We start from the raw sequence: 12,900 nt of genomic DNA on the forward strand, positions 1-12,900 counted from the left end.
TAACTACTACACCACCCCCGCCCTCCCCAACATCGCATGCAACAACACATTGCACCCCGCCTCCAGGTGTTCTGACTTCGCATCTTCAATTTCATTGTGGCTGATACCATCCTTGCAGGGTACAAAGATCATGCCTGATGGAGCCAGTCTGGCGGTGTAGATGGCGTCGTGACCCGCGCCTGATACTACGTCCATGGTGCTGTAGCCCAGGGTGGCTGTGGCTTCGCGTACGGCGTTGACGCAGTCTGGGTGGAAGGGGCATGGGGGGTAGTAGGAGACGCGTTCTACACTGATGCTCAGGCCACTGTCCTTGCTGGTTTTATCGACGAAGGCGAGGATTTCATTGTGCATGGTGTCGAGCAGTTCGGACGACACGTTGCGCAGGTCTATGCTGAATTTGACTTCGCCGGGGATGACGTTGCGGCTGTTGGGGAATACCTGCACCATGCCTACCGTGCCACGGCCATAGGGCGGGTAGCGGTTACCGATGTTGACGACTTCCTGCATGATTTTGGTGGAGATTTGCAGAGCGTCTTTGCGCAGGGCCATGGGTGTGGGGCCTGCGTGGGCTTCCATGCCGGTGACGATGCAGTCATACCAGGACAAACCAAGCACACCGGGGACGACGCCGATGACCTTGTCGGCATCTTCTAGCACCGGGCCTTGTTCTATATGGGTTTCGAAGTAGGCGCCTATTGGGTGCTGGCCTGGTACTTCTGTGCCTTTGTAGCCTATGCGTTCGAGTTCATCGCCTACGGTTTTGCCTTCGGTGTCTTTGGCGGCATAGGCTGTTTCCAGCGAAAATGCGCCGCAGAATACGCCTGAGCCCATCATGACGGGGACGAAGCGTGAGCCTTCTTCATTGGTCCAGAAGGCGACTTCGATTGGTGCTTCGGTTTCTATGTTGTGGTCGTTGAGGGTGCGCACGACTTCCAGCGCGGCCAGCACGCCGTAGTTGCCGTCGAACTTGCCACCGGTGGGCTGGGTGTCGATATGGCTGCCGGACATGATGGGTGGCAGCGCCGGGTTCTTGCCTGCCCTGCGCATGAAAACATTGCCTATCTGGTCTATGGTGACGGTAAGGCCCGCCTGTTTGGCCCAGGAGACGACGAGGTCACGCCCCTGTTTGTCGAGATCAGTCAGGGCCAGGCGTTTGACGCCACCTTTTTGTGTTGCACCGATTTGTGCCAGTTCCATCAGCGATGCCCAGAGACGGTCACCGTTTATGCGTAAATCCTTGCGTAGATTTGCGGTAGTCATATAAATCTTTCTTGATAATTTTTTATGCGCGCATTTTATTCAGCGCATGAAACATGGGTGAGAAGGATGGGCGTTTGATATAGCGCCCTGCTCCCATCTCTGCCATTAATTCACCTTGTTTGAACACCAGTTTGCCACCGCTGATGGTGTGCGTTGGTATGCCTTTGACCTGGCGCCCTTCAAAGACATTGAAGTCGCCTTTGGAGAATTGTGTTTTGACGGACAAGGTCTTGGTGCCTGCGGCATCCCACAGGACGATGTCGGCATCTGCGCCTTCTGCAATCACGCCTTTGCGCGGGTAGATATTGAAAATCTGTGCGCAGTTGGCAGAGGTGACCTTGACGAATTCTGAGGGTGTCAGGCGGCCAGTATTGACGCCTGCATCCCACAGTACCATCATGCGTTCTTCTATGCCGCCACAGCCGTTTGGTATCTTGGTGAAGTCGTCCTTGCCGGCGGCTTTTTGGGCAGCGCAGAAGGTGCAGTGGTCAGTGGCTGTAGTATGCAGGTTGCCGCCTTGCAGACCTTGCCACAAGGCTTCCTGATGCTGGCTGCTGCGGAAAGGTGGGCTCATCACATGGCCTGCGGCCTGGACGAAGTCTTTATTTTTGTAAACGCTGTCATCGACGACCAGATGACCTGCCAGCACTTCGCCAAACACGCGCTGGCCGTGGGCACGGGCACGGGTGATGGCATCAAGTGATTCGGCACAGGATACGTGGACGATGTACAGCGGCGTGTTGATGACATTGGCGATGGCAATGGCGCGCTGTGCGGCTTCACCTTCGACTACAGGTGGACGTGACAGCGGGTGTGCCTCTGGCCCGGTCTTGCCTTGCTTGAGCATTTCTTGCTGCAAGAGAAAAACCAGCTCACCGTTTTCTGCATGCACGGTGGGCATGGCACCCAGCTCTACGGCGCGGGCGAAACTTTTTACCAGAATTTCATCATCAGCCATGATGGCATTTTTATAGGCCATGAAATGCTTGAAGCTGTTTACGCCATGTTCGTTGACGAGCTTACCCATGTCGGCATGGACGGTGTCATCCCACCAGGTGACAGCGACGTGAAAGGAGTAATCACCGGCAGATTTTTCTGCCCAGCCACGCCAGGTATTGAAGGCTTCCATCAGGCTTTGTTGCGGGTTGGGGATGACGAAGTCGATGATGCTGGTTGTACCGCCCGCCAGGCCAGCGGCAGTACCGGTAAAGAAATCATCTTGCGTGACCGTGCCCATGAAGGGCAATTGCATGTGGGTGTGCGGGTCTATGCCGCCGGGCATGACGTAAAGCCCACCAGCGTCGATGATTTCTGCACCCGCAGGTGCGTCGAGATTGTCGCCGACGGCGATGATTTTGCCGTTGTCGCAGAGGACATCGGCTTTAAATTCGCGGTCTGCGTTGACGACAGTGCCGCCGCGTATCAGGATGGTCATGGCAGTTCCTTCATTAATTCATTGGGTGTGTAAATCACAGGAGTCGTTTCTCGTAGGTTGGGCATCGCTTTATCTGCCCAACACTCGACGTTAAAAAACGTATACGTTAATTGAAGCCCAGTGTTGGGCAGATAAAGCGTTGCCCAACCTACGCATTCGCCAACATCATCCTTCAACACCTACTCCGCTATTTTGCACATTCAAACCTTCTTACCATTCATCAAACCCATATACACAATACCGGACAAGGCAAGACCGACGAACCAGGCGTAGGTGTAGATGGTTTTTAATACTTCTGGAATAGCCGGGAAGCTGGCAGGGAAAGCCGCGTTCAAAAAACCCGGGATATTCGGCAAGACGCCGATCACAAAAGCGATCACGGCGGCCATGTTCCAGCCATTTTTATAGCTGTACTTGCCTTCATCCTGATACAGCGCGTTGACATCAATGTCTGTCTTGCGGATGAAGTAATAATCAATGATCAGAATACCGGCGATGGGGCCCAGCAAGGCGGAATAGCCTATCAACCAGGTGAAGATATAGCCCTGGGTAGATTCCAAAATCTTCCACGGCATCATGATGAGGGCGATGGATGCGGTGATGTAGCCACCGGTTTTATACGAGATCAGCTTGGGGTTCAGGGCAGAGAAATCATACGCCGGGCCGACCAGGTTGGCGGCCAGGTTGACGGATACCGTGTCTATCAGCAAGATCAACAAGGCGATCAATACAGCAATGCCTGTCATGCGGCTGGCCAGATCTACCGGGTCCCACAGAGCTTTGCCGTACAGGACTACCGTGGCAGAAGTAACGATCACTGCCAGCAGCGCCAACAAACCCATGGGGGCTGGCAAGCCTATGGTCTGGCCGAGGATCTGGTCTTTTTGTGATTTGGCGAAACGGGTAAAGTCGGGGATATTCAAGGCCAGCGTAGCCCAGAAGCCGACCATGGCTGTCAGTGAAGGCCAGAAGGTACTCCAGAACTGCCCGGCTTTTTTACCACCTTCGACAAATTGCGATGGTTGGTCCAGCAGAGGGCCAAAGCCGCCAGCCTTGTTATAGACCCAGCCCAGCAGGACGAAACAGATAAGTATTTTAAGTGGCGCGGTATAAGTTTCCAGCTTGCGGATGGATTCCATGCCGTGGAAGATATACCAGAACTGTATAGCCCAGAAAATCAGGAAACAGACCAGTTGCGCTGCGTTAATGCCCAGACCGGCAATATTGTCGCCACCGAGAGGATGACCGATCAACACCCCACCCAGGGTATAAATCATTTGTCCGCCAAACCAGGTTTGTATGCCATACCAGCCACAGGCAACAATGGCACGCATCAGGGCAGGCAGACGTGCACCACGCACGCCAAAGGAAGTACGCGCCAGCACGGCATAGGGAATGCCGTATTTGGCACCGGCATGGCCTATCAGCAACATGGGAACGAGCACGATGGCATTGGCAATAAACACGGTCACTACTGCCTGGTAACCCGACATGCCACCTTCGATAAGGCTGGCTGCCAGGGTATAGGCCGGAATACACATGACCATACCCACCCACAAAGCGGCAAAGTGATACCAGCGCCAGGTGCGCTGTGCTTCTGAAGTAGGTGCTAAATCTTCATTCCAAAGTTGCCCGCTTTGTGTCTGCATATACTCTTCTCCAGGTGGAATATTCGAAAAAATTTCAGGTACAAAAGCTGTAGCAAACTTTATTCCAGATACTGATGATTTGCAAAATATCCCCTCCCCTTCAAGGGGAGGGTTAGAGTGGGGATGGGTTTCGGTAAAATTAAAGAATCCTACGTTTGCTGAAGAACCCCATCCCAACCTCCCACTGCGCAGCTTGCAGGCTGCTTAGATTCTGTCGGCGCAAAGCATGCTTTGCGAAACCCCGACATCATCCCCTTGAAGCGGAAGGAGTCTAAGTATCCAGATTACTCAATCTGACAGAATTTATACCCCCACTCCCCTCTAAGTACAAGCAATTATTTCAACACAGCACGCGGGTTGCGTGGGTCTTGCGTCCAGTTCATATAGGGCTTGCCAGTTGCCTGGGGCACCATGGTGATGCACTGTTCTACCGGGCAGGTGATCTGGCAGAGGTTGCAGCCTACGCATTCTTCCTTGATGACTTCGTATTTGCGGGTGCCATTGTCGGCGATCAGTTGTGCGATGGACTGGTGCGATGTGTCTTCACAGGCGATGTAACAGCGGCCGCATTGTATGCACTTGTCCTGGTCGATCTCGGCAATGACGGCATAGTTCATGTCCAGGTATTTCCAGTCTGTCGTATTGGCGACGGCTTTACCGGCAAAGTCACTAATGCGCTCATAGCCTTTTTCATCCATCCAGCGGGACAGGCCATCTGTCATTTCCTTGACGATGCGGAAACCATGCAGCATGGCAGCAGTACAGACCTGCACCGAGCCTGCACCCAGCGCCAGAAACTCTGCCGCATCGCGCCAGTTGCCTATGCCGCCTATGCCCGAGATGGGCAAGCCTTTGGTGGCCGGGTCACGGGCGATTTCTGCCACCATGTTCAAAGCGATAGGCTTGACTGCGCTACCGCAGTAACCGCCATGCGTGCTTTGCGTGCCGACGATGGGGCGGGCGATCATCTGGTCCAGATCGATAGACGTGATGGAGTTGATGGTGTTGATCAGCGATACCGCATCTGCGCCGCCATTGAAGGCAGCACGGGCTGGCACGCGCACATCGGTGATGTTGGGTGTGAGTTTGACGATGACGGGCAGTGAGCAATACTTCTTGCACCAGCGCGTGATCATTTCCACATATTCTGGCACCTGGCCTACGGCTGCACCCATGCCGCGCTCCGGCATACCATGCGGGCAGCCGAAGTTGAGTTCTATGCCATCTGCACCGGTAGCTTCTACCAGTGGCAGGATGCGCGCCCAGCTTTCTTCTTCGCAGGGGTACATCAAGGACACGATCATGGCGCGATCTGGCCAGTCTTTTTTTACTTGCGTGATTTCGCGCAGGTTGATTTCAAGGCTGCGGTCGGTGATCAGTTCGATATTATTAAAGCCGATGACTTCACGGTTCTTGCCAAAATGGGCGGAGTAACGAGAAGAGACGTTGACTGGTGGTGGATCTTCGCCCAGGGTTTTCCAGACGACGCCGCCCCAGCCTGCTTCAAAAGCGCGGATGACGTTGTAGGCCTTGTCGGTCGGTGGTGCAGAAGCCAGCCAGAATGGGTTCGGTGCCTTGATACCGGCAAAGTTAATCGAGAGGTCAGCCATATTACACCTTCGCTTTCAAATCATTATCAATCGCCAGCGCTGCCAGCTTGCCATGTTGGACTGCCTGTACGGTCAGGTCCTGCCCGTCGGCGATGCAATCGCCACCAGCATAAATGCCGGATACGCTGGTGCGATACTGCGCATCCACATGGATTTTGTCATTCTGTTTTTGCAGGTCTTTTGCCAGATCATCAGACAGGCTGTTGTTGTCCATGCTTTGGCCGATGGCCTTGAAAATGGCTTGTGCGGGGATGTCGATAGTGGCGCCGCTGGCTTGCAATTTGCCGCCCACTTCTTTGGTGCGGGCAAAGCGCATGCCGCTGACCTTGCCTTCGGCATCACGCAAGACTTCTTGCGGTTGCGCCCAGGTGACAATGCGCACCTGGTTGGCTTTGGCGATGTCCTGTTCATGATGGGTGGCAGACATATGTTCTGCACCACGGCGGTACACCAGCGTAACCTGCTCTGCACCAAGGCGGGCGATTTGCACTGCCATATCGATAGCGGTATTACCCGCACCGATGACCACGCATTGTTTAGGCACGGGCAATTTGCTCAGGTCTTCTGCCTGACGCAGCTCGGCAATGTAATCTACCGCTGCCATCAGGCCAGGTGCATCTTCACCTGTCAGGCCCAACTGGCGGCTGGCACCAAGACCCAAGCCAAGGAAGACGGCATCATAATCACGGCGCAAATCTGCCAGGTGCAGGTTTTGACCCAGTACCTGTTCATGCTTGACGGTGATGCCGCCAATTTGCAGCAAGAATTCAACTTCGCGCTGGGCACTGTCTTCTGTCAGTTTGTATTTGGCGATACCGTATTCATTGAGGCCACCGGATTTCTGCTTTGCTTCAAAAATCACGACATCATGGCCTAATGTTGCCAGCCTGTGCGCACAGGATAAACCTGCCGGGCCACCACCAACGATGGCGATTTTTTTACCAGTGCTGGCTGCGCGCTGGAAAGGATGTTGTTCGAATTTGGCATTGTCGAGTGCAAAGCGTTGCAGCAGACCGATCTTGACTGGTGCACCTTCTGCATCATGATTGCGCACACAGGCATGCTCACACAAAATCTCGGTCGGGCAAACGCGTGAGCAACTTGCACCGAGTATGTTTTGATCAAGAATGACTTTGGCCGCACCATTGATATTGCCGACAGCAATATTCTGGATGAAACTGGGTACGTCAATTTCTGACGGACAGATGCGTGTGCAGGGAGCGTCGTAACAATAGAGGCAGCGGTCACTTTCTATCGCTGCCTGGCGCTTGTTCAGTGCCGGATTCAAATCAGTGAAATGCGAACGCAGCGTTTCCTGACTTTCTTCTGCCTGGGGTAAATGCTTAAGGGCTTCCAACATGGTGGCTCCAATCGATCTCTAATTACTAAATTCGTTTTTACTGCATTTATCTAAGCAAGTTTCGTGACAGCTAAACCTCTCAAAAAACTTACGCAATTGGTGCAGAATTGGTGCAGGCTTGCGTAAGTTGCTCTCTATTTATTTTGTGGGAAGGAGAACTCCGCACCTTTACTGATGCTGTCTGGCCAGCGCTGCATGACGGCTTTGACGCGTGTATAAAAGCGCACGCCTTCTGGCCCATAGATGTGATGATCACCGAACAGGCTGCGCTTCCAGCCACCAAAACTATGGAAGGCCATAGGCACAGGCAAAGGTACGTTCACGCCGACCATGCCGACCTGTATCATGCGCACGAATTCACGCGCCGTGCCGCCATCGCGGGTGAATACCGCAACGCCATTGCCGTATTCATGCTTGTTGATGAGGTCTGCCGCCGCTGCCATATCTGGCACACGCACTACGCACAGGACCGGGCCAAAAATTTCCTGCTTGTAGACGGTCATTTCTGGCGTGACGTGATCGAACAGACTACCACCGCAGAAGAAACCTTCTTCGTGACCTGGCACGGTAAAGTTACGGCCGTCAACGACCAATTTTGCGCCTTCTGCCACGCCTTCGCCGATCAGGCTTTCTATGCGTTCTTTGGCGGCATGGGTAATGACCGGGCCCATTTCTGCATCCGGTGCCAGACCGTTATTGATCTTGAGAGATTTAACACGTGCTGCCATGGCGTCAACCAGGGCATCTGCGGCAGAACCAACGGCAACTGCGACCGAGATGGCCATGCAGCGTTCACCGGCAGAGCCATAGGCTGCGCCCATGAGTGCATCGACTGCCATGTCCAAATCAGCATCTGGCATGACAACCATGTGATTTTTTGCGCCGCCCAGTGCCTGCACGCGCTTGCCATTGGCACAGCCACGGGCATAAATTGCCTGCGCAATTGGGGTGGAACCGACGAAGCTGATGGCCTGTACTTCAGGATGATCAAGCAGCGCATCGACGACCGTTTTATCACCTTGCACGACATTGAAAACACCGTCAGGTAAACCAGCTTGCTTGAGTAGTTTTGCATGTAGCAAGGATGCGGATGGATCACGCTCGGACGGTTTCAACACAAAAGTATTGCCACATGCAATAGCGATAGGGAACATCCACATCGGCACCATGACGGGGAAGTTGAATGGCGTGATACCGGCGACTACACCCAACGGCTGGCGCATGCTGCAGGCATCAATGCCACGGGCGATCTGTTCGGAATATTCGCCCTTCAACAGTTGTGGTATGCCAATGGCAAATTCCACCACTTCTATACCACGTGCGACTTCACCTTTGGCATCTGCCAGGGTCTTGCCGTGTTCCTGCGTCAGCAAATTCGCAAATTCATCGGTGTGCTGTTGCAGCAGGTTCAGGTAAGCCATGAGCACGCGGGCGCGTGACAGGGCAGGCGTATTTGACCACGATGGAAATGCCTTGCAGGCGGCGGCCACGGCCATGTCCACGTCTTGCGTGGTGCCCAGTGCGACCTGTCCCTGTACGGAACCCAGTGCCGGATTATAGATATCGGCATAGCGTGGCTGCACGCTTTGATGCAGTTCGCCGTTGATGTAATGATTGACTTGATAGTGGGTCATGATGGTCGCCAGGTTAATCCAGGTGTTTCAGAATGTCGTGCAATTTGCCGAACAGTTGATCGATATGTTTTTTCTCCAGTATCAATGGAGGTGACATGGCGATGATGTCGCCGGTTGTGCGTACCAGCACACCTTCAGCAAAGGCTTTTTTGTAGGCTGCCATGGCGCGTGCACCGACCTTGCCTGGCATGGATTCGAGCTCTATCGCACCGATCAGGCCGACATTGCGCAAATCTATGACGTGTGGCAAACCCTTCAATGAATGCAGGCCATCTTCCCAATAGGCGGTCATGCTTTGTGCGTGTTCCAGTATTTTTTCTTCCTTGAAGACTTTCAGCGACGCCAGGCTGGCAGCAACCGCCAGGGGGTGTCCGGAATAAGTGTAACCATGGAACAGTTCTATACCTGCCGGGCCATCCATCAGTGAATCGTAAATCTTTTGGTGACTGAATACAGCGCCCATAGGTACCACACCATTGGTCAGGCCTTTTGCTGTGGTCATCAGGTCTGGTATAACGCCAAAGAAATCAGAGGCAAATGGCGTCGCCATGCGGCCAAAGCCGGTGATGACTTCATCAAATATCAACAGTATGCCGTGTTTGTCGCACAGTTCACGCAGGCGTTTCAGATAGCCTTTTGATGGCAGGATAACGCCAGCGGAACCAGCCAGTGGTTCAACGATGACGGCAGCGATGGTGGAGATATCGTGCAGGGTAATCAGGCGTTCGAGTTCATCTGCGAGGTGGGTGCCGTATTCTGGCAAGCCACGGGTGAAGGCATTTTTTTCCAGGTTGTGCGTGTGCGGCAGGTAATCAACACCGGCCAGCAAGGTACCAAACTGCTTGCGGTTGGCTGGCAAACCGCCGAGTGACATGCCGCCGAAGCCAACACCGTGATAAGCACGCTCACGGCTGATGAAGCGGGTACGCTGTGCTTCGCCACGGCTGCGATGGTAAGCCAGTACCATTTTCATGGCCGTATCGACGGCTTCCGAGCCGGAATTGGTGTAAAACACCTGGCCGAACTTGTTGCCGCTATAGGCTATCAACTGTTCTGCCAGCTCGAAAGCTTGCGGGTGACCGATCTGGAAAGCCGGTGCATAATCCAGTGTCGCCACGGCATCTTGTACCGCTTTCACCACAGTCGGGTGGGAATGTCCCAGCGGCACGCACCACAGGCCTGCCGTACCGTCGAGTATCTCGCGGCCGTTCTGGTCGCGGTAGTACATGCCAGAGGCAGACGCCACCAGACGCGGTGCTTCTTTATAGTCACGGTTAGCCGTGAAAGGCATCCAGTAGGAATTGAGTTGTTGTTTGCTGAGCATGGGCTTCTCCTGAAAACAATTTACCAAGTGGTAAAAATATGCTGAAATGCTAAATAAGCATATGCAGTAATGACATATACAGCCAGTTTAATTTCATCCAACCGTATTGGTAGCCAAGGCAACACAGTTACGTTGGAACTTGCAAAAAACCGCCCCAGCTGCGTCACAGCTCCCGTATTTGGGAAATTCGGTACTATTCGTACTGTCTTCGTCGCTGTTTCTTGCTGGGACGATTTTGTGCAAGTTCCATTAGATTGAGTATGCTCAGCGAGGAGTAAAAGCATGGACGCCGTAAAAGAACAGCAGGCAGTAGAACAAAGCCCGGTCTGGCCGCAACTGGCGCTGGAGCGTAGCCGTCAGGCCAGTCTGGTCGACCAGATTGTGCAGGAGGTAACGCGGCTGGTACGCCAGAATCACTTGCCGCTGGGCAGCAAGATGCCTTCCGTGCGTCAGTTTGCCAAATGCAATGCAGTCAGCACCTTTACAGTTGTGGAATCTTACGAGCGGCTGATTACCCTGGGCTTGCTCAGCTCTCGCCGTGGTTCTGGCTATTTTGTCACCAAACCGGCCTGTACACCACAGCCGCTGGCGCATGTGGCGGTACCCAGCGCGTTGGATGCGTTGAGCCCGGATTTGTATTCTGGCGTATCCAGTGCCCTGCCGGTGGGTTCAGGCTGGTTGCCGCCAGAATGGTATGGCGATGATATTTTGTTGGATGCCCTGAAACAGTCGATGCGCATCCCTACCCAGCGCCTGCGCGGTTATGGCAACCCTCTGGGTTTCCCCAGCCTGCGCCAGCACCTGACCAGCAGTTTGTCGCAGGAACTGTTCAGTGTGGATTCAGAACAGATTTTGCTGACCCATGGTGCTACGCATGGTTTTGACCTGATCTTGCGCACGCTATGCAAACCGGGTGACACTGTACTGGTCGAAGACCCCGGTTACAGCAATCTGTTGTCCCTCATACGCCATCACGGTTGCATACCGATAGGCATCGCCCGCGATGAACAGGGGCTGAACCTCGATAGCCTGCTGGAAAAAGCCCTGCTGCACCAGCCCAAGCTAATGTTTGTCAACACGGTGCTGCAAAACCCCCTGGGCACCAGCCTGACACCCAGCCAGGCGCACCGTCTGCTGGCGCTGGCGGAGCAGTTTGATTTCTGGCTGGTCGAAGATGATATCTATCGTGAACTGTGCCCCCGGCCCGAGCCTTCGCTGGCGGCGCTGGATGGCTTGCGCCGCGTGATACGCGTAGGCAGTTTTTCCAAGACACTGTCACCTACCCTGCGCGTAGGCTCAGTCTGTGCATCGCATTCACTGGTAGGTGAATTGCTGAGAGTGAAGATGCTGGCTGGTCTAACCACTTCCGAAATCAATGAACGTGCGGTACTGCATGCGATCAGTTCACGCCTGTACCGGCGTATGCTGGAAAAACTCAAACGCCAGTTGGAAACATCACGCAATGCCAGCATGGACATGTTACTGGCAGCAGGTTTGACACCTTTGGCCGTACCACGTGGCGGCATGTTCATCAGCGCTGGCTGGAAGGACAGCAAGGCGAATGCCAGCGATATCGCACGCCAGGCTTTGCAGGAGGGCATTTTGCTGGCACCGGATGAATTTTTTAGCCTGCATACGAGTGAACACCCATGGTTCCGTTTCAATATCGCCTACAGCGATGCGGATGTACTGAGAAACTTTTTGATGAAGCAGCGTCATGGATAGGGCGCCAGAGAAACTGACGCGCTCGCGCGATGCACTGGAAGCACGCATTGTGCAGGCTGCGGTGGAGGTATTTGCCGAAGCCGGCTATGCCGGTAGTTCGCTGGCGTCCATCGCTGAACGGGCGGGCCTTTCCAAACAGAATTTGCTGTATTACTTTTCTACCAAGCAGATCCTGTATGAAAAGGTATTGGACCAGGTGCTGGATCAGTGGCTGGAACGCATGAATATTCTGGCCGACCCGGACCAGGATCCGGCGCAGCTATTGCGCAGCTATATAGCTGCCAAGCTGCGCTTTTCGCGTGAACAGCCGCAGGCTTCGCGCGTGTATGCGATGGAAGTTATCAGTGGTGCACCGGTGTATGCAGAAACCATGCGGAATAAAATTTTGCCACTGCTGCAAAAAGATATCGCGGTGTTTGAAGCCTGGATAGCCGCTGGCAAGATCGCTGCCGTCAATACCACGCACCTGCTGTTTGCGATCTGGGCCATGACACAATCATATGCCGATTTTTCTGCCCAGATGAGCCTGGTGCTGGGTCACAGCCCCTTGAATGAACATGATTTCCAGGAAGCAGAGAAAATGATCGTGGAAATGGTACTCAATCACGTTTGCTGAGCGCAAAAAAGTATATTTTCCACATCTAAATCTCTGCTTACCCAGGCAGATATTTTTATTTTACAAAGAGATATTTGCAACACGGTCAACAATTGTGAACAAGACTTGCCAGCCATTAACAAGAGTGGCAGGATGTTAGCAGTCACCTATGGCCGCCCGCAACGTCACGCACGCAATGTCACGAATGCAATTTCAATATGACAGACGAAGCCTCGGGGGTCCAGATTCAATACAGGTTCAGCCCAGATTCAAATTAGCAGGTTCTGCAGCAAGCTACAAACCATGAC

9 protein-coding genes are annotated in these 12,900 nt (G+C 53.8%); 2 read left to right on the top strand and 7 right to left on the bottom strand.

The features are described 5' to 3' along the window. Nucleotides 1-6: 6 nt before the first annotated feature. The 7 genes from ACO0LK_RS11880 to ACO0LK_RS11910 form a co-directional block, all read right to left on the bottom strand. Nucleotides 7-1,260, bottom strand: coding sequence for a Zn-dependent hydrolase (locus ACO0LK_RS11880; RefSeq protein WP_422975272.1), 1,254 nt, complete (start codon nt 1,258-1,260; stop codon nt 7-9). Nucleotides 1,261-1,282: 22 nt separating this feature from the next. Further along, nucleotides 1,283-2,695 (bottom strand): dihydropyrimidinase, encoded by a 1,413-nt coding sequence (gene hydA, locus ACO0LK_RS11885; RefSeq protein WP_422975274.1) that lies wholly within the window; start codon nt 2,693-2,695, stop codon nt 1,283-1,285. 200 nt (nt 2,696-2,895) lie between these two features. Next, entirely contained in the window at nt 2,896-4,344 is a 1,449-nt protein-coding gene (locus ACO0LK_RS11890; RefSeq protein WP_422975276.1) for an NCS1 family nucleobase:cation symporter-1, read from the bottom strand. Nucleotides 4,345-4,679: 335 nt separating this feature from the next. Then, nucleotides 4,680-5,954, bottom strand: coding sequence for an NAD-dependent dihydropyrimidine dehydrogenase subunit PreA (gene preA / locus ACO0LK_RS11895; protein WP_110255749.1), 1,275 nt, complete (start codon nt 5,952-5,954; stop codon nt 4,680-4,682). A 1-nt stretch (nt 5,955) separates the two neighbouring features. After that, nucleotides 5,956-7,314, bottom strand: a complete 1,359-nt coding sequence (locus ACO0LK_RS11900; protein WP_422975278.1) for an NAD(P)-dependent oxidoreductase — start codon at nt 7,312-7,314, stop codon at nt 5,956-5,958. A gap of 134 nt (nt 7,315-7,448) precedes the next feature. After that, entirely contained in the window at nt 7,449-8,948 is a 1,500-nt protein-coding gene (locus ACO0LK_RS11905; protein ID WP_422975280.1) for a CoA-acylating methylmalonate-semialdehyde dehydrogenase, read from the bottom strand. A gap of 13 nt (nt 8,949-8,961) precedes the next feature. Beyond that, complete coding sequence (locus tag ACO0LK_RS11910) at nt 8,962-10,272, bottom strand: aspartate aminotransferase family protein (RefSeq protein WP_422975282.1); 1,311 nt, start codon at nt 10,270-10,272, stop codon at nt 8,962-8,964. Nucleotides 10,273-10,554: 282 nt separating this feature from the next. Between ACO0LK_RS11910 and ACO0LK_RS11915 the strand changes: the two genes are divergently transcribed. Further along, nucleotides 10,555-11,997: a PLP-dependent aminotransferase family protein gene (locus ACO0LK_RS11915; RefSeq protein ID WP_422975284.1), complete on the top strand. Its 1,443-nt coding sequence runs from the start codon at nt 10,555-10,557 to the stop codon at nt 11,995-11,997. Then, nucleotides 11,990-12,613, top strand: a complete 624-nt coding sequence (locus tag ACO0LK_RS11920) for a TetR family transcriptional regulator C-terminal domain-containing protein (protein ID WP_422975286.1) — start codon at nt 11,990-11,992, stop codon at nt 12,611-12,613. The genes ACO0LK_RS11915 and ACO0LK_RS11920 overlap by 8 nt, the downstream gene beginning before the upstream one ends. Nucleotides 12,614-12,900: the final 287 nt, after the last annotated feature.

It is taken from the genome of Undibacterium sp. Ji49W (genome assembly GCF_049340205.1).
Classification (GTDB): Bacteria; Pseudomonadota; Gammaproteobacteria; order Burkholderiales; family Burkholderiaceae_D; genus Undibacterium.